The organism is Pseudomonas sp. FA117 (assembly GCF_057370475.1).
In genome coordinates this window covers 2792392-2809385 of sequence record NZ_CM170675.1, presented here as the reverse complement: position 1 = coordinate 2809385, position 16994 = coordinate 2792392, and the positions used below count along the sequence as shown (strand labels likewise).

Annotated in this window: 16 protein-coding genes; 12 read left to right on the top strand and 4 right to left on the bottom strand. The window is 64.6% G+C overall.

Going from position 1 to position 16994, the window contains the following annotated elements:
* The first annotated feature begins 153 nt into the window (after positions 1-153).
* The 7 genes from AC1TXO_RS12850 to AC1TXO_RS12820 all read left to right on the top strand — a co-directional run bounded on the left by AC1TXO_RS12850 (position 154) and on the right by AC1TXO_RS12820 (position 8125).
* On the top strand, positions 154-1368 hold the full coding sequence (locus AC1TXO_RS12850; protein ID WP_486406678.1) for an SfnB family sulfur acquisition oxidoreductase: 1215 nt from the start codon (positions 154-156) through the stop codon (positions 1366-1368).
* Positions 1369-1377: 9 nt separating this feature from the next.
* Positions 1378-2781 (top strand): LLM class flavin-dependent oxidoreductase, encoded by a 1404-nt coding sequence (locus tag AC1TXO_RS12845; RefSeq protein ID WP_486406677.1) that lies wholly within the window; start codon positions 1378-1380, stop codon positions 2779-2781.
* A gap of 26 nt (positions 2782-2807) precedes the next feature.
* Positions 2808-3578 carry a MetQ/NlpA family ABC transporter substrate-binding protein gene (locus AC1TXO_RS12840; RefSeq protein ID WP_486406676.1) on the top strand — a complete coding sequence of 257 codons (771 nt, stop codon included), beginning with the start codon at positions 2808-2810 and terminating at the stop codon, positions 3576-3578.
* 252 nt (positions 3579-3830) lie between these two features.
* Positions 3831-4664 carry an oxidoreductase gene (locus AC1TXO_RS12835; protein ID WP_486406675.1) on the top strand — a complete coding sequence of 278 codons (834 nt, stop codon included), beginning with the start codon at positions 3831-3833 and terminating at the stop codon, positions 4662-4664.
* A 52-nt stretch (positions 4665-4716) separates the two neighbouring features.
* The gene (locus AC1TXO_RS12830) at positions 4717-5625 is read left to right on the top strand and encodes an AraC family transcriptional regulator (protein ID WP_486406837.1); all 909 of its coding nucleotides are present in this window, start codon (positions 4717-4719) and stop codon (positions 5623-5625) included.
* A 284-nt stretch (positions 5626-5909) separates the two neighbouring features.
* Positions 5910-7436, top strand: coding sequence for a catalase (locus tag AC1TXO_RS12825; RefSeq protein ID WP_486406674.1), 1527 nt, complete (start codon positions 5910-5912; stop codon positions 7434-7436).
* Between the two features lie 59 nt (positions 7437-7495).
* Entirely contained in the window at positions 7496-8125 is a 630-nt protein-coding gene (locus AC1TXO_RS12820; protein WP_486406673.1) for an ankyrin repeat domain-containing protein, read from the top strand.
* Positions 8126-8132: 7 nt separating this feature from the next.
* On the opposite strand, the gene AC1TXO_RS12815 is transcribed toward AC1TXO_RS12820, so the two are convergent.
* Positions 8133-9029, bottom strand: a complete 897-nt coding sequence (locus tag AC1TXO_RS12815) for a LysR family transcriptional regulator (protein WP_486406672.1) — start codon at positions 9027-9029, stop codon at positions 8133-8135.
* Positions 9030-9141: 112 nt separating this feature from the next.
* Here AC1TXO_RS12815 and AC1TXO_RS12810 point away from each other — a divergent pair, with 112 nt between their 5' ends.
* The 4 genes from AC1TXO_RS12810 (at position 9142) to alkB (ending at position 13246) form a co-directional block, all read left to right on the top strand.
* On the top strand, positions 9142-9888 hold the full coding sequence (locus AC1TXO_RS12810) for a sulfite exporter TauE/SafE family protein (protein WP_486406671.1): 747 nt from the start codon (positions 9142-9144) through the stop codon (positions 9886-9888).
* Positions 9889-9930: 42 nt separating this feature from the next.
* Positions 9931-10518: a hypothetical protein gene (locus AC1TXO_RS12805; protein WP_486406670.1), complete on the top strand. Its 588-nt coding sequence runs from the start codon at positions 9931-9933 to the stop codon at positions 10516-10518.
* Between the two features lie 366 nt (positions 10519-10884).
* Positions 10885-12471: an ABC-F family ATPase gene (locus AC1TXO_RS12800; RefSeq protein WP_402762090.1), complete on the top strand. Its 1587-nt coding sequence runs from the start codon at positions 10885-10887 to the stop codon at positions 12469-12471.
* 130 nt (positions 12472-12601) lie between these two features.
* On the top strand, positions 12602-13246 hold the full coding sequence (alkB, locus tag AC1TXO_RS12795; RefSeq protein ID WP_486406669.1) for a DNA oxidative demethylase AlkB: 645 nt from the start codon (positions 12602-12604) through the stop codon (positions 13244-13246).
* A gap of 79 nt (positions 13247-13325) precedes the next feature.
* Here the strand turns inward: alkB and AC1TXO_RS12790 are convergent, their stop codons facing one another.
* Both AC1TXO_RS12790 and AC1TXO_RS12785 read right to left on the bottom strand, forming a co-directional pair.
* Entirely contained in the window at positions 13326-14279 is a 954-nt protein-coding gene (locus AC1TXO_RS12790) for a peptidylprolyl isomerase (RefSeq protein ID WP_486406668.1), read from the bottom strand.
* Entirely contained in the window at positions 14276-14749 is a 474-nt protein-coding gene (locus tag AC1TXO_RS12785; protein WP_486406667.1) for a YbjN domain-containing protein, read from the bottom strand. The genes AC1TXO_RS12790 and AC1TXO_RS12785 overlap by 4 nt, the downstream gene beginning before the upstream one ends.
* Before the next feature lie 297 nt (positions 14750-15046).
* On the opposite strand from AC1TXO_RS12785, the gene AC1TXO_RS12780 reads away from it, so the two are divergent.
* Positions 15047-16054, top strand: coding sequence for an aldo/keto reductase (locus AC1TXO_RS12780; protein WP_486406666.1), 1008 nt, complete (start codon positions 15047-15049; stop codon positions 16052-16054).
* Here the strand turns inward: AC1TXO_RS12780 and AC1TXO_RS12775 are convergent.
* The gene (locus AC1TXO_RS12775; RefSeq protein ID WP_486406665.1) at positions 16032-16952 is read right to left on the bottom strand and encodes a LysR family transcriptional regulator; all 921 of its coding nucleotides are present in this window, start codon (positions 16950-16952) and stop codon (positions 16032-16034) included. The two genes, AC1TXO_RS12780 and AC1TXO_RS12775, sit on opposite strands and share 23 nt — an antisense overlap.
* Between the last annotated feature and the right edge of the window lie 42 nt (positions 16953-16994).

Here is a 16994-nt window from a genome sequence, read left to right as displayed (position 1 = left end):
TCCGCCGAGCAACAGCCGGCCAACACCTGGTTGCACGAAGGCCGACACCACAACCCATAAATACACTCAACCGATTGATTTTGTTGAATTAAAACCAGTGGCACGGTTTCTGCTGAAGCGTTCTGCGTACACGCACAGCATTTAGAGGAAACCATGCCCACCCCAGCCCATTACGACATCCGCGAGCCACGCGCCCATATCATCAGCGACGACGCCGAAGCCCTCGCGGTCGCCCACCGTGTCGCCGGCCTCCTGCGCGAAGGGGCTGCCGAGCGCGATCGCCTGCGCGAGGTGCCCGTCGAGGTGGTCGATGCATACTCCAACAGCGGTTTGTGGGGCATTACCGTACCGCGCGCGTACGGCGGCGCCGAGGTGTCCTTCGCCACCCTTGCCCAGGTCATCGCCATCGTCTCGGCGGCCGATCCCTCGCTGGGCCAGATCCCGCAGAACCATTACTGCCTGCTCGAAGACATCCGCCTGCAGGGCAGCGAAGCGCAATGCCGGTTCTTCTTCGACCTGGTGCTCAAGGGGCATCGCTTCGCCAACGCCTTGTCGGAGACCGGCGGCAAGACCGTCCAGGACATTCGCACCCGCCTGGTGGCTGACAGCGACGGCTATCGCATCGACGGGCGCAAGGGCTACTGCACCGGCTCGCTGTACGCCCACTGGATCGGTGTGCTGGCCCTGGATGCCGAGAATCGCGCGCAACTGGCCTTCGTGCCGCGTGGTACACCGGGCCTGGTAGTGATCGACGACTGGAACAGCATGGGCCAGCGCACCACCTCCAGCGGCAGTGTGCTGCTCGACGGCTTGCGTGTGCCGGCGTTCCAGCTGTTCCCCAGCTACCGCTCCTACGAACGTCCGACCCTCGCCGGTCCCTTCGCCCAACTGACCACCGCTGCAATCGATGCCGGCATCGGCCGCGCTGCGCTCGATGACACCATCGCCTTCGTTCGCGCACATGCGCGGCCCTGGATCGACGCCGGGGTCGAGAACGCCAGCGAAGATCCGCTGACCATCATCCAGATCGGCTCGCTGGAAATCCGCCAGGAAGCTGCCGAGGCCCTGCTCGAACGTGCGGGCAAAGTACTGGATGCCGCCAAGTCGGCACCTGATGAGGACAACGTCGCTGCGGCTTCGGTGGCGGTCGCCAAGGCCAAGGTGCTGACCACGGAAGCTGCGATCGAGGCCAGCAACCGCCTGTTCGAACTCGGCGGCACCCGCTCCTCGCTGCTGCAGCACAACTTCGACCGGCACTGGCGCAACGCGCGGGTCCACACCCTGCACGACCCGGTGCGCTGGAAATACCACCTGGTCGGCAACTGGGCGCTGAACGGTGTCCGCCCGACCCGCCACGACTGGAACTGAGGCCGCGCCATGACCAAGCAGATCCGCCTGAACGCCTTTGCCATGAACACCGTCGGTCATCTTTCGCCGGGGCTGTGGCGCCATCCGCGCGACCAGGCCACGCGCTACACCGACATTCACTACTGGATCGAACTGGCCCGGACCCTGGAACGTGGCTGCATCGACGGCCTGTTCCTGGCCGACGTGCTGGGCGTCTACGACGTCTATGCCGGCAATGCCGACGAAGCACTGCGCAGCGGCGCCCAGGTGCCGCTCAACGATCCGCTGCAACTGGTGCCGGCCATGGCCGCCGCCACCCGTCATCTGGGCTTTGGCGTCACCGCCTCGGTATCGTTCGAGCACCCCTTCCCCTTCGCCCGGCGCATGAGCACCCTGGACCACCTGACCCAGGGACGCGCCGGCTGGAACATTGTCACGTCCTACCTTTCCAGCGGTGCCCGCAATCTTGGCCAGCCGGAACAGATGGGGCATGACCAGCGCTACGCGCTCGCCGAGGAATACCTGCAGGTCTGCTACAAACTGTGGGAAACCAGCTGGGAGGAAGACGCGGTGCGTGCCGACCGTGCCAGCGGCGTCTACACCGATCCTGCCAAGGTCCATGGCATCGGGCATGACGGCACCTATTTCAAAGTCCCCGGCTTTCACCTGAGCGCCCCCTCGCCACAGCGCACCCCGGTGCTCTACCAGGCCGGCGCATCCAGCCGTGGTCGGGCCTTCGCCGCAGCCAACGCCGAGTGCGTGTTCGTCGCCGCGCCCAGCCGCACGGTGCTGAAAAAGCAAGTGGCGGACCTGCGTGCCGCCGCTGTCGCCGCCGGGCGCCAGGGTAGCGACATCCTGATCCTGGAGCAGCTCACCGTGATCGTCGCCGAGACCGACGAGGCGGCGCAGGCGCGTCTGCGCGAATACCGCGAATACGCCAGCGCCAGCGGCTCGCTGGCACTGATGTCCGGCTGGACCGGCATCGACTTCGCCGCCTACAGCCCTGAGCAGATCTTGCGCGAAGTGCCCAGCGAGGCCATCCAGTCGGTGGTCGAAGGCTTCACCCGGGCGGACCCGAGCCGCACCTGGACGGTTGCGGAAATCGCCGAGTACTGCTGCCTCGGCGGCGACGGCCCCCTGCTGGTGGGCTCTGCCGCCACGGTCGCCGACCAGTTGCAGGCCTGGGTCGAGGAAACCGACGTCGACGGCTTCAACCTGTCCAGCGTGGTCGTGCCGGAAACCTTCGTGGCCGTGGTCGACCTGCTGGTGCCTGAACTGCAGGCGCGCGGCCTGTTCAAGCGCGAATACGCCGAAGGCAGCCTGCGCAACAAGCTGTTCGGCCAGGGCGACCGCCTGCGCGCACCGCACCCAGTGGCGGCCCTGCGCCAGTCGAGCGGCCGCGGCCTTGCCCCCGTCCCTGATTTCCGATCCTGATTCCGGACCCTTTGCGGAGCATTCCCATGAAATACCTCCTCGCCACCCTGGCAGCTGCTTTCGTTCTCCAGGCCCAGGCCGGCGAACACCTGGTCGTCGGCGCCACCCCCGTGCCACACGCCGAGATCCTCGAGTTCGTCAAGCCGATCCTGGCCAGGCAAGGCGTCGACCTGGACATCAAGGTGTTCAACGACTTCATCCAGCCCAACCTGCAACTGGCGGAAAAGCACCTGGACGCCAACTACTACCAGTACCGGCCGTTCCTCGACGACTTCAACAAGGCCCGTCATACCGACCTGGTGCCGGTGGTCGGGGTGCACATCGAACCCTTCGGCGCCTATTCGACCCGCTACAAGCGCCTGGCCGACCTTCCCGAGGGCGCCAGCGTGGCCATTCCCAACGACCCGGTGAACGCCGGCCGTGCCCTGGTACTGCTGGCCGAGGCCGGGCTGATCCAGCTCAAGGACCCGGGCAACCCGCAGTCCACCCTGCGCGACATCGTTGCCAACCCGCACAAGTTCAGGATCCGCGAGCTGGAAGGCGCGATGCTGCCGCGCTCGGTCAGCCAGGTCGATCTGGCGTTCGTGTTCGCCAACTACGCACTGGAAGCCGGCATCGACCTGCGCAGCGCACTGATCGTCGAAAAGGGCAAGGACCTGTATGTGGAATACCTGGTGGCGCGCCCGGACAACCTGCAGGATCCCGGTATCCAGACGCTGGCCAAGGCGCTGAATTCCCCCGAGGTGCGCGAGTTCATCCTGACCCGCTACAAGGGCGAGATCGCACCGGGTTTCTGACTTTTTGCCTTTGAAGCTCTTTTCGACATTATCTTCACAACATTTTCACCTGCCCCTTGGCACAGTGAAGCCACATCCGTGAAACACCTTGCCCGCCCTCCCCAGCGGGCTTTTCTTTGCCCGCAAAAAACCTTGACCGTCCTGCACGCTCATCGCTGACAGGAATGGGCAATGCCTGGAGCGTTCCCGGCATAGGGACGATCAACCAATGCGCCTAGCATGTTCGCACCGTCCACCCACAGGATCGCGACCATGAGCGACAGCAAGACGTTCTTCATCACCGGTGTCAGCAGCGGCTTCGGCAACGCCCTGGCCCAGGCGGCCCTAGACGCCGGCCATCGCGTCATCGGCACCGTGCGTAACGCCGACGCGCTGCAAGCCTTTCAATGGCTCGACCGCGAGCGCGCCCACGGCGTGCTCCTCGACGTCACCGATTTTGCCCGGATCGACGCCGTGGTCGCCGAGGCTCAAGCGCTGCACGGCCCGATCGATGTGCTGGTGAACAATGCCGGCTATGGGCATGAAGGCATCTTCGAGGAGTCACCGCTCGATGAAATGCGCCGTCAGTTCGAGGTCAACGTGTTCGGCGCCGTGGCGGTCACCAAGGCCCTGGTGCCGTATTTTCGCCAGCGTCGCGCCGGCCATGTCATCAACATCACCTCGATGGGCGGCACCATCACCCTGCCCGGCATCGCCTATTACTGTTCGAGCAAGTTCGCGCTCGAAGGGATTTCCGATACCCTGAGCCAGGAGCTGCGCCCCTTCGGCATTGCCGTCACGGCAGTGGCTCCAGGCTCGTTCCGAACCGATTGGGCCGGTCGCTCCATGCAACGCTCGCCGCGCAGTATCGCCGACTACGACCAGAGCTTCGATCCGATCCGCAAGGCGCGCCAGGACAAAAGCGGCAAGCAGCTGGGCGACCCGCGCAAGGCCGCGCTGGCCATCCTGCAGGTTGTCGCCAGCCCGAACCCGCCCGATCACCTGCTGCTGGGCAGCGATGCACTGGAGCTGGTCCGCGAAAAGCTGCAACGCCTGGGCGAAGAGATCGATCGATGGCAAGACCTGACCCGCTCGACCGACGGTTGAACAACCGGCAGAGGAACGCACCGTGACCCACATCGATTCACGTACCGCGCGCATGGTGCAACTGCTGGAGCAGCTCGCACCGCAGGAAGGCTACAACCTCAGCCCGCTGCAAGATGTACGCTTCCTGCGCTCGAACCGGCCGCTGAGCCATGTTCCGGTGCTCTACGAGCCCGGCATCGTCATCCTCTGCCAGGGCTGCAAGCGCGGTTATCTGGGCGATGAGGTCTATGTATACGACGCCCGGCACTACCTGGTGGTGTCGGTTCCAGTGCCCTTCACCATGGAAACCGATGCCAGCGAAACCGAGCCGATGCTGGCCATCTACATACGCCTGGACCTGCAACTGGCCAGCGAGCTGACCCTGCAGGTGGACGAACTGCTGGGCAGCAGCAGCGAACCGCCGCAGGGCATGTACGCCTCGCCCATGGACGATGCGCTGCAGGCCACGACGCTGCGCTTTCTTGAAGCCATGGCCATCGCCAGCGACGCACAGATCCTCGGCCCGGCGCTGGTGCGTGAAATCTACTACCGCATCCTCTCAGGCGCACAGGGCGGCTCGTTGCGGGCGGCCTTGGCTCGGCACGGCCATTTCGCCAAGGTGACCCGCGCCCTGCGCACCATTCACAGCCGCTACCGGGAGCATCTGGACGTAGAGTCGCTGGCCCGCGAGGCCAGCATGAGCGTGCCCAGTTTCCATCGGCACTTTCGCAGCGTGACCAACACCTCGCCCATGCAGTACCTGAAGTCGGCCCGCCTGCACCAGGCACGCCTGCTGATGCTGCACGACGCCTTGAGCGCATCGGCAGCCGCCTTCAGCGTTGGCTACGAGAGCCCCTCGCAGTTCAGCCGCGAGTTCAAACGCTTCTTCGGCCGGACACCCCAGGCGGAAATCGACTGGATGAAAGCCACCTACACCCTGCCGGCGCCTGGCGGACCAACGGCCTATGTGTCTTCCCATTGAACCGCCACTGGGTTGCGCTGGGTTCATGTGCGTATCCAGCGCATACAACTTGATGCATTCAGTCAACTAAAGAAACATGAAACCTATAGCGGAAAAATGTGAGGTGTTTCTCATAATGACTTGGTACTGGCGCAGTACTTAAACTTTCCCACCACTAACATGCTGCAACTAATTCCGATCACCTAATGGTTTGGTGCTATTGGATTAATTAAAAGCTTATATTGGTCGCCCTCTCCCTCCGCGCTCCATCATTTTGATTCCAATCAAAAAAAGAAGGAACGCTCATGCGTCGCTCTCTCTTGAAGCTCCCCCTTTGCCTGCTGATCAGTAGTTTGAGTGTCCCCACTTTCGCGGCCAACGAGTTCACCCGGGACTCCGGTGCACCGGTCGGTGACAACCAGAATTCGCAAACTGCCGGTGCCGACGGCCCGGTGCTGTTGCAGGACGCCCACCTGATCGAAAAACTGCAACGTTTCGACCGCGAACGTATCCCCGAGCGTGTGGTTCATGCGCGCGGCACCGGTGCCTACGGCACATTCGAACCAAGCGCCGACATCAGTGACCTGACCCGCGCCGAAGTCTTCAAGAGCGGGACCCGTACGCCGGTCTTCGTGCGCTTCAGCACGGTCATGGGCTATCGCGGTTCGCCCGAGCAGGCCCGCGACCCACGAGGCTTCGCCGTCAAGTTCTATACCACCCAGGGCAACTGGGACATGGTCGGCATCAACGTGCCGGTGTTCTTCATCCGCGACGCCATCAAGTTCCCCGACTTCGTCCATGCCAACAAACCCAGCGCCGTCACCGGCGTCCAGGACCCCAACCTGGCCTTCGACTTCTTCGCCCACAGCCCCGAAGCGACCAACATGCTGACCCACATGTACTCGCTCGAAGGCATGCCCGACTCCTACCGGCACATGAACGGTTCGGCAGTGCATGCCTTCAAGTTCGTCAATGCCCGCGGCGAGGTGCACTACGTCAAGTTCGCCTGGAAGACCCAGCAGGGCCTGCACAGCCTGGAGCCCGGCCAGGTCGCCGCGTCGATCGGCAAGGATCCGAACATGATGACCAACGACCTGTATGGCGCGATCAAGAAAGGCGATTTCCCCAAGTGGGATCTGTACGTGCAGGTACTCAAGCCTTCGGAGCTCGACCAGTTCGCGTTCAACGCACTGGATGACACCAAGGTCTGGACCGGCGTAGCCGAGCGCAAGGTCGGCACCATGACCCTGAACAAGGTGCCGGACAACTACTTCGAGTCCACCGAAGAGTCGGCCTTTGCCCCTTCGCGCCTGGTGCCGGGTATCGAAGCCTCCGAGGACCGCATGCTGCAAGGCCGCCTGTTCGCCTATGCCGACACCCAGATGTACCGCCTGGGCGCCAACTACCAGCAGATTCCGGTCAACCAGCCGCGCAACAAGGTGAACAACAACTCCCAGGACGGTGCGATGAACAGCAGTGGTCGCAAGGGTGAAGTCAACTACGAGCCCTCCGGCCTGGCCGAAATCGCACAGGACCCGCAATACAAGTACGCCAGCACGCCCGTCAGCGGTGTCACGCAACAGCTGGCCATCAAGAAGCAGGCCAACTTCCTCCAGGCGGGCGAGTACTATCGCGCCCTGTCCTCGAAGGAGAAGACCCTGCTGATCGAGGCGCTCAGTGGCGACTTGAACCATGTGACGGACGAGAACAACAAATACGCCATGCTCTCGTACTTCTACAAGGCCGACCCGGACTACGGTACCCGCCTGGCCAAGGCCACCCACGCCGACGTCAAGCGTGTGGACAGCGCCGCCAGCGCGCTGTCGAACTGATCGCCATGTAACGTGCAAGCCTGCCTGCCACGCCGGGCAGGCTTGCCGAGGGAGCCGCGATGAGTATCGCAAGATTCAGCAAAGGGCTCGGTGCAGTGCTGGTCGTGCTGCTGGCAGTGCTGGCCTACCGCGTAGTACACCTGTTCTTCCCGGGGCTCTGGCTGCCGGCGCACGCCGGGCACTTGCAGGCCGATGTACAACGGGTCGATCCCCACCTGTACGACAGCCAGTGGTTCGACGCCGCCAGGGCCGGGCGCGGGGATATCACCGATGCCTTGCTCAAGGCCGGCTATCCGCTCGACAGCCAGACCGACCGGGGCCACACCGCAGTGATCCTCGCCACTTACCACGGCGATCTCGACGAGGTGAACCTGCTGCTGCAGGCCGGCGCCAATCCCTGTATCGCCGACGGTAACGGCAATACGGCGCTGATGGGCGCATTGTTCAAGGGCGAGACGGTCATTGCCCGGCGCCTGATGCCCCTGTGCCCCATCGAGGCGACCAACAACGACGGGCAGACCGCGCTGTCGTTTGCAGCGCTGTTCGGGCGCCTGAACGTGCTGGGTGAGCTGGTTCGGCTCGGCGCTGACCCGAAGCACCGGGATAACAGAGGCAATACCGCATTGATGATCAGCGAGCAGCAAGGCAACGATGCGGCCGTTTCGGCATTGCGGGCCATCGGCGGCTGAGCGCGCCTCAGCTGTCGTGCGGCACGGCCCCCAGATGCGCGAGCAGGCTGCGCATCGGCGCAGACAGCGCCCCGCTGCTGGTGAAACATACGCACAAGGTCCGCCTGGCCCAGGCATCGGTCAGCGCCAGAATCCTGAAGCCATGGCGGCGCTGGTGACGCTTGGCGATACCCAGGGGCAGCACCCCTATTCCCACGCCGTGCCCGACCATTTCGCACAATCCTTCGAAGCTGTTCATGCGAATCCTCAGGTCCAGCGGTTTGCCGGCGGCACGCGCATGCTGGTTGATATGGTCCTGCAGCGCACTGCCCTCGGCCATGCCGACGAAGGCGTGGTTCAGGGTCTGGGCAAAGGCGATCTGCCGACCCTGCGCCAAGGGATGTCCCGGAGCCAGAATCAGCACCAGGTGATCCTGGGCCACGGGTATCACCTGCACGCCTTCGGCCTGCACGGCATTGGAAACCACACCGGCCTCCACCAGCCCCGAGGCAACCGCCTGGATGATGTCCGTGCTGGTGCGCTCCTTGATTTCCACGCGCAGTTCCGGCCGTGCGGCCAGCCACGGCCCAAGGCGCCCAGGCAGAAAATCAGTGACCGCCGCCGTGTTGGCATAGAGCTCGACAGTGCCCTTCGCGCCGCTGGCGAAGTCGTGCATTTCCCGGCCCAGCGCCTGCTGCTGGCGAAGCATCACACGGGCGTGACGGGCCAGGGCCTCGCCCGGCTCGGTGGTGACCACGCCTCGTGCCCTGCGTTGCAGCAAGCGCAGGCCCAGGGCATCTTCCATGTTGCGCAGGCGTTCGCTGGCCGATGCCAGGGCCAGGTTGGCGCGCTGCGCACCGGCGGTGATGCTGCCGGCATCGACAATACAGAGAAACAGGCGAAGGTCCGCCAGGTCCAGGCGCATCGTTAACCTCCAGCCTTCGGACAATCCGAAGGCTCAACTGTGTTTTCCACATTGTGCCCAGCCGGGCCAGAGGCTTCAATCGGGCTTTCCCGTTTTGGCTGGAGCGCCCTGGATGCATGATCCGCTGTTGTATGTGTTGCTGCTGACTGGCACCTTCCTCGCCGCAGGCCTGGTCAAGGGTGCAACCGGGATGGGCTTGCCGACCGTGGCCATGGGTCTGCTCGGCACCGTCATGGCGCCGGCAGCGGCCGTGGCCCTGCTGGCCCTGCCCTCGTTCGTCACCAATGTCTGGCAACTGTTTGCCGGCCCTTCGATCGGCGCATTGAGCCGCAGGCTCTGGCCGATGATGCTGTGCATCATCCTCGGCACCCTTGCCGGATCGGCACTGCTGGTGCTGGTCAATCCGCTGTGGTCCGGGTTCGGCCTGGGTGTCACCCTGATCATCTATGCGGTTTATGCCCTGCTGGCTCCGGCATTTTCAGTCGCGCGTCCGACCGAGCGGTGGTTGTCCCCTGTCATCGGCCTGGTGACCGGCGTGATGACCGGGGCCACCGGTGTGTTCACCATGCCGGCGGTGCCCTACCTCGGCTCGTTGAACCTGGGCCGCGACGACCTGGTCCAGGCGCTGGGGCTGTCGTTCACGATTTCGACCGTGGCCCTGACCCTCGGGCTCTACCTGCACGGTGCGTTGCAGGCCACGCAACTGACCACCTCGACCCTGGCGATCATTCCGGCGCTGGCTGGCATGTGGCTGGGGCAGAAAGTCCGGCAGATGATCAGCCCTGCACGCTTTCGCCAGTGCTTCCTGCTGTTTCTCGTGGTGCTGGGCCTGGAGCTGGCCTCCCGTCCCTTCGTTTGATGCTTCCCTGCGCAAGGCGTCGGCAGCGACGAGGACGTGATGATGCAAAGCCTGACCCTGGAGCTGAGCAACCGACGTGTCGTCTATGACCGAGGCGTCGGCTACAGCGAACGCAGAGTATTGTTCGATGCGTCGCTCGACGCAGCAGACAGGGTGCAGGTTTCATCCGGTGCCATGCTGGATCGGGGCGAGGTCGGCTTTTCGCTGGGCACCTGCAGCCGCCCCCTGGCAAGCCTCGGTTATCAGGCGGGCGATCGACAGGGTGTCGATGTGTTCTCGCTCGATGCCACACTGGAGAGTGCCGCTTTCGAGCACCTGATCCACTTGGATCCAGCAGCCCACGAGATATGCCTGACCTTCAGCGCAGCGCCCTGGGAAACCGGCCTGAGTTGCGCTCGCGCCACGGACGACTGCACGCTCTATTGGGACCTGGCCAAGGCCAACCCGCTGACAGCCCATTCGCTCACCCTCAGTATCCTGCACAGAAAGCCGCTTCTGGACGTCCTCCCGCCCTTGCCTGCGGCCTCACTCGCCAGCCAGGAGGGACGCGATCAGTCGGTGGCCTGGCGCCTGGCGACCTGCACCTTGTTGCTCGCCTGCTGCGTGCTGATGTTCATGCGCGCGCTCTGAAGAAGATACTGGCCGGGGCCTCAGGCTTTTTGCGGGCCTTTTGTCCTCGCCGGCAGCAAAGGTGGCTGTGGTTCGGCGAGCCAGATGCTACAATCGCCGCCTTCATCTCGGCGCCTGCAGCGCTGAACAGCCACGAGCGCCGCCAGTCCGCCACCCGACACACCTTTGCAAGCCTGTGCCCGAGGGCGGGAATTCCCCACTCGGCGGCAGCGTCTGGACGTGCACTCTGCCCCATGCGCAGCGGATCCGCGCCCTTTGTCTCGAGGGGGCTGGAAGCGCTGCTGCCTGGCATCAACCCGGGCGAAACCGCCCCGGGCGTGACGACAGGCCCTACATACACCTCTGGAACTCCCGCAGGACACGCACTTGATTTCTACAGCCAATATCACGATGCAGTTCGGCTCCAAGCCGCTCTTCGAGAACGTCTCGGTCAAATTCAACAACGGCAACCGCTACGGCCTGATCGGCGCCAACGGCTGCGGCAAGTCGACCTTCATGAAGATCCTCGGCGGCGACCTCGAGCCGTCCGCCGGCCAGGTGATGCTCGAACCCAACACCCGCCTGGGCAAGCTGCGTCAGGACCAGTTCGCCTACGAGCAGTTCAGCGTCATCGACACGGTGATCATGGGCCACGGCCAACTGTGGAAGGTCAAGGCCGAGCGCGACCGCATCTATTCGCTGCCGGAAATGACCGAAGAAGACGGCATGGCCGTGGCGGAGCTGGAAACCGAGTTCGCCGAAATGGACGGCTACACCGCCGAATCGCGCGCCGGCGAGCTGCTGCTGGGCCTGGGCATTCCGCTGGAGCAGCACTTCGGCCCGATGAGCGAAGTGGCCCCTGGCTGGAAGCTGCGGGTGTTGCTGGCCCAGGCGCTGTTCTCCGATCCGGACGTGCTGCTGCTCGACGAACCGACCAACCACCTGGACATCAACACCATCCGCTGGCTGGAAAACGTGCTTACCGCACGCAACAGCACCATGGTGATCATTTCCCACGACCGGCACTTCCTCAACAGTGTCTGCACCCACATGGCCGACCTGGACTACGGCGAGCTGCGCCTGTTCCCGGGCAACTACGACGAGTACATGACCGCCGCCACCCAGGCGCGCGAACAGTTGCTCTCGGACAACGCCAAGAAGAAAGCGCAGATCGCCGAGCTGCAGACCTTCGTCAGCCGCTTCTCGGCCAACGCCTCCAAGGCCAAGCAGGCGACTTCGCGGGCCAAGCAGATCGACAAGATCCAGCTGGCCGAGGTCAAGCCGTCGAGCCGGGTCAGCCCGTTCATCCGCTTCGAGCAGACCAAGAAACTGCACCGCCAGGCGGTGGTGGTCGAGAAGATGGCCAAGGCCTTCGACGACAAGGTCCTGTTCAAGAACTTCGACATCACCGTCGAAGCCGGCGAGCGCGTGGCGATCATCGGCCCCAACGGCATCGGCAAGACCACCCTGCTGCGTACCCTGGTCGGCGAAATGCAACCTGACGCAGGCTCGGTCAAGTGGACCGACAGCGCCGAAGTGGGCTACTACGCCCAGGACCACGCCCATGACTTCGAAGACGACGTCACCCTGTTCGACTGGATGGGCCAGTGGACCAGCGGCGAGCAGGTGATCCGCGGCACCCTGGGGCGCATGCTGTTCTCCAACGACGAGATCCTCAAGTCGGTGAAAGTGATTTCCGGGGGTGAACAGGGCCGCATGCTGTTCGGCAAGCTGACCCTGCAAAAGCCCAACGTGCTGGTGATGGACGAACCGACCAACCACCTGGACATGGAATCGATCGAGGCGCTGAACCTGGCGCTGGAAAACTACCCGGGCACCTTGCTGTTCGTCAGCCACGACCGTGAGTTCGTCTCGTCGCTGGCCACGCGCATCATCGAGCTGTCGGCCGATGGCGTGGTCGACTTCAGCGGCACCTACGACGACTACCTGCGCAGCCAGGGCGTGGTGATCTGAACAGCGCCCCACAGGTGCCGGGCGCAATGCCGCACCTGTGGGGGCACTGTGGCGATGCCCGCCGACCATCGGCCTGGGGCATCGCCTGCTACAGCGATACACTGTGCGCTCACCTGCCAAAGCGCATGCCATGATCCAGTCCGACCTCGACCTCTTCGGCCCCCAGCCGCAACACCTGGCCAGCCATACCGTGCTGCTGCCGGGCTTCGCCCTGCCCAGTGTCGAGACTCTGCTCGACGCCTTGCGCCCGGTCCTGCGTGCCGCGCCGTTCAGGCACATGCAGACGCCGGGCGGGCTGCGCATGGCCGTGGGGCTGAGCAACTGCGGCAGCCTGGGCTGGGTCAGCGACGCACGCGGCTACCGCTACACCGGCACCGACCCACTGACCGACAAACCATGGCCCGCCCTGCCCGAGGTGCTGCTGGGCCTGGCCACGCGCGCCGCTGCCGTGGCCGGTTTCGACGGGTTCGTAGCGGACGCCTGCCTGATCAACCACTATCAACCCGGCACCCGCCTGAGCCTGCACCAGGACCGCGACGAGCAGGACCTCAGCCAGCCTATCGTGTCGATCTCCCTGGGGTTGCCGGCGGTCTTTCTGCTCGGCGGGATGCAGCGCAGCGAGCGCACGCAAAAAGTTGCGCTCAGTCATGGCGATATACTGGTGTGGGGCGGCGAGGACCGCCTGCGCTTTCACGGCGTGCTGCCGATCAAGCCAGGCCGGCATGAGCGGATGGGCGAGCGGCGGATCAACCTGACCTTGCGCAAGGCAGGCTGAGTTGCTTCCACCCTTTGGGAGCGGCGGTTAGCCGCTGCGACTTGTCCCGCGACCGGGCGCGCAGCGGCCGCAAACCGGACTACCGAGATACTGCAGACAGCCCCTGGAGGCTTCCCTCCACTACCTGGTTCAACGCCGCCCCATCGATGCTCAGCGTGGCGGTGTCGAACATGCCTTCGACGTAAGTCCTGACCAACTGCTCCTGGCGCTGCGTACGCAGCAACTGGGTCAACTGCGGTGTCACCTCCTCAAGCGTCGCCGCGCGCGGCGGTTGCTGCTCGACCAGCTTGATGATGTGCAAACCAGCGGCACTGCGCACCGGCTCGCTGACGCCGTCGACCTTGAGCCGGGTCACCACCTCGCGCACCTCGGGCAGCAGCTGCTCGAGCGCCTGCAGCCCAGTGTCGCCACCCTTGGCAGCAGTGCCGGTGTCCTGCGAGTGCTCGCGGGCGAGAGCGGCGAAGTCACCATCGCGCGCCTGCCGGGCCAGTGTCTGCGCCTGCTTGAGCACGGCCTCGTCATCCCTGGGGTTTTCAATCCGCAGGAAGATCTGGCTCAGGCGGTAGCGTGCCGGCAGGCGCAGCTCGTCCTTGTTGGCCTGGTAGGCTTGCTCAAGTTCAGCCTGGCTTGGGTAGTCGTCAGGCACCCGGCTGACCGACGCGAGGTAATCGCGCAGGACGATCTGCTCGCTCACCGCGCGGGTCTGCGCCTCGACTTCCGGACGTTGCGGCCAGCCCTTGGCCTCGGCCTGGCGGTACAGTGCCTTTTCCGCCAGGCGAGCACGAATCCACGCCTCCAGCGCCGGGCGGTCGCCGCTCAGGTGCTGGCGCGTCTGCTCCGGCAATTGCGCCAGCAAGGTTTTCAGTTCGTCGCTGCCGACCTTCTGATCACCCAGGCTGGCCAACACCGGCCCCTTGACTGCGGTGGCGTGCGCCGCTGCGACCGGCTCGTCGCCCGAACGCACGATCAGGGCGACCGCCACGGCAATGACGGCCAGCGCGCCAGCGCCGGCCCAGAAGGTGCGTGAGGTCACGAAGCCGAGGCCTCGGCACCGACCTGCGCGGGCGTCTGCCCGGCCACATTGCGGCTGTAGTCACGCAGGTAGACGATGAACTCCTGCAGCAGGCGGTCCCACAGCACCAGGCTGCCCAGCAGGTGCTTGTCGCTGACGCCATCGGCGACCACCACGTCCTTCTCCATCACCAGGAATTCACCCTGGACCGACAGCCGGGCGAAGCGGCGCGAGGCATTCCAGGTTTCGGCCAGGCCGGCCGGCAACTCACCCTGGATGCGCAGCGCGCAGCTGAAGGTGAAATCGAGGAACTCGCCTTCCTTGTCGGCGGCACGGTTGCCGAACCGCACTGCGTAACCCACGCCCTGGCTGGCGCTGAGCAGCTGCACCACGGCATTCTGCTCGCTGCGATTGACCCGGCAGCCAGCATCCTGCAACAGTTTGGTCAGGGAGTCGGCGCTCACGGTTTCAATCAGGGTGACTTCGGTCATGTGTAGCCTTCCTTGTGGTGATGAAACAGCTCGGATTCATTCACGTGCAGCAGGAAGACGGTTGGAGCGGGGGCTGGCAAGACATCAGCGCTGGCGAAACTCCCTGCCTCTGCGACCGTCCATCTGCAATCGCGCGTGTCGATATCAAGTAGTAGCACAAGGTTTGCAGTCAGCCAGAAAATCGCGCTCGACTTTCATCCCCCACACTTCACCGAGCCGCCTGCAGCGGCCTTTCAAAGGCCGTGGGATCTGTGTAAAAAGAGGCAGACGCCTTTTTTCGATGCAAGGACCCCACCCATGCGCTACCGCCCTCTCGGCCGCTCCGGCCTGCAAGTCTCCGCCCTGACCCTGGGCAGCATGATGTTCGGCGAACAGACCGATACCGAGGCCTCGTTGCGCATCATCGACCGCGCCTGGGACCAGGGTATCAACTTCATCGACACCGCCGACGTCTACAACGCAGGCCGCTCCGAGGAGATCGTCGGCGAAGCGGTGGCGCGCCACCGTCACGACTGGATCGTCGCCTCCAAGGCCGGCTATGGCCCGGCCGACGGCCTGCCCAACCGCAGCGGGCTGTCGCGCAAGCACCTGTTCAACGCCCTTGAAGCCACCCTGACGCGGATGGACACCGATTACCTGGACATCTACTACCTGCATCGCGAAGACCACAAGGTGCCGCTGGAAGAAACCGTGCGCGCCATCGGCGACCTGCTGCAACAGGGCAAGATCCGCTACTGGGGCGTCTCCAACTTCCGCGGCTGGCGCATCGCCGAAATCTGCAACCTCGCCGAGCGCCTGGGTGTGGCCAAGCCGGTGGTGAGCCAGCCGTTGTACAACATCGTCAACCGCCAGGCTGAACCCGAGCAACTGAGCGCTGCCGCCTATCACGGCCTGGGCGTGGTCCCGTTCAGCCCGCTGGCCCGCGGTGTGCTCAGCGGCAAGTACGCACCGGGCTCGACACCGGATGCCGGCAGCCGCGCCGGTCGCCAGGACAAGCGGATCATGGAGGTGGAATGGCGCCAGGAATCATTGGCCATCGCCCAGAAGATCCACGCCTACACCGAGGCCAAAGGGGTGGGCATCGTCGAATTCGCCATCGCCTGGGTGCTGAACAACCAGGTGGTCAGTTCGGCTATCGTCGGCCCGCGCACCGAGGCGCAGTGGGAAACCTACGCCGGGGCGCTGGACGTCGAGATCACCGCCGAGGACGAAGCCTTCATCGACTCGCTGGTGACGCCGGGGCATGCCTCGACCCCGGGCTTCAACGACGTCGCGCATTTCGTCAGCGGCCGCCTGCCACGCTGAGGCTGCTGCCTGCCTGCTCACGAACGAAATCGATGAACGCGCGCAATGCCGCCGGTACCTGCCGGCGGCTCGGGTAGTACAGGTACAGACCTGGATAGGCGTAGGACCAATCGGACAATACCTGCTCCAGGCGCCCGCTGGCCAAGTGCTCGCGGACCATGTCCTCGAACAGGTACGCCAAACCCACCCCCTCCAGTGCCGGGCGCCGCATCAGGCTGAGGTCACCCAGCACCAGCGGCCCCTTCACGTCCACCTCCAGGCGCATGCCGTCGCGCTCGAACTCCCAGCGATAGAGCACTCCGCTGGGAAAGCGGTGGCCGATGCACGGCAGATTGCGCAAGTCGTGCGGCTGCTCCGGTCGCCGATGGCGCTCGAAGAACGCCGGCGCCCCCACCACCACCGAACGCTGATAAGGGCCGATCGGCAGCGAAACCATGTCGGGCTGCAGGCGTTCGCCCAGGCGCACCCCGGCATCGAAGCCGGCCGCCACCATGTCGACCAGGGCGTCGTTGTCGCTGATTTCCAGGCGTATATCCGGATAGCGCTGGAGAAAACCGCTGACTAGAGGCATCAACGCCATCTCCACCGCTGCCCGCCCTGCGGTGATGCGCAGCGTACCGGAAGGCTTTTCGCGCAGGCTGTTGAGGTCGTCCAGCGCATCGGCGATGTCGCGAAACGCCGGTTGCAACCGTTCATGAAGACGCTGGCCGGCCTCGGTAAGCGCCACGCTGCGGGTGGTGCGGTTGAACAGGCGCACATCCAGCCGTGCCTCGAGGGTGCGCAGGGCGTGACTGAGCGCCGACGGCGTGAGGCCGAGCTCGACGGCAGCGCGGCTGAAGTTCAGGTGCCGCGCGATGCACAGGAACAGCGACAGATCGGCAGTGCTGGGCGCCTTCATTGATGAATACCACTCACAGGACCATGCAGGATTCTTGGGATT

Bases quoted from the DNA above. Each gene is read 5' to 3' on its own strand.
- AC1TXO_RS12850 (WP_486406678.1), top strand. From the start codon at position 154: ATGCCCACCCCAGCCCATTACGACATCCGCGAGCCACGCGCCCATATC.
- AC1TXO_RS12845 (WP_486406677.1), top strand. From the start codon at position 1,378: ATGACCAAGCAGATCCGCCTGAACGCCTTTGCCATGAACACCGTCGGT.
- AC1TXO_RS12840 (WP_486406676.1), top strand. From the start codon at position 2,808: ATGAAATACCTCCTCGCCACCCTGGCAGCTGCTTTCGTTCTCCAGGCC.
- AC1TXO_RS12835 (WP_486406675.1), top strand. From the start codon at position 3,831: ATGAGCGACAGCAAGACGTTCTTCATCACCGGTGTCAGCAGCGGCTTC.
- AC1TXO_RS12830 (WP_486406837.1), top strand. From the start codon at position 4,717: ATGGTGCAACTGCTGGAGCAGCTCGCACCGCAGGAAGGCTACAACCTC.
- AC1TXO_RS12825 (WP_486406674.1), top strand. From the start codon at position 5,910: ATGCGTCGCTCTCTCTTGAAGCTCCCCCTTTGCCTGCTGATCAGTAGT.
- AC1TXO_RS12820 (WP_486406673.1), top strand. From the start codon at position 7,496: ATGAGTATCGCAAGATTCAGCAAAGGGCTCGGTGCAGTGCTGGTCGTG.
- AC1TXO_RS12815 (WP_486406672.1), bottom strand. From the start codon at position 9,029: ATGCGCCTGGACCTGGCGGACCTTCGCCTGTTTCTCTGTATTGTCGAT.
- AC1TXO_RS12810 (WP_486406671.1), top strand. From the start codon at position 9,142: ATGCATGATCCGCTGTTGTATGTGTTGCTGCTGACTGGCACCTTCCTC.
- AC1TXO_RS12805 (WP_486406670.1), top strand. From the start codon at position 9,931: ATGCAAAGCCTGACCCTGGAGCTGAGCAACCGACGTGTCGTCTATGAC.
- alkB (WP_486406669.1), top strand. From the start codon at position 12,602: ATGATCCAGTCCGACCTCGACCTCTTCGGCCCCCAGCCGCAACACCTG.
- AC1TXO_RS12785 (WP_486406667.1), bottom strand. From the start codon at position 14,749: ATGACCGAAGTCACCCTGATTGAAACCGTGAGCGCCGACTCCCTGACC.
- AC1TXO_RS12780 (WP_486406666.1), top strand. From the start codon at position 15,047: ATGCGCTACCGCCCTCTCGGCCGCTCCGGCCTGCAAGTCTCCGCCCTG.
- AC1TXO_RS12775 (WP_486406665.1), bottom strand. From the start codon at position 16,952: ATGAAGGCGCCCAGCACTGCCGATCTGTCGCTGTTCCTGTGCATCGCG.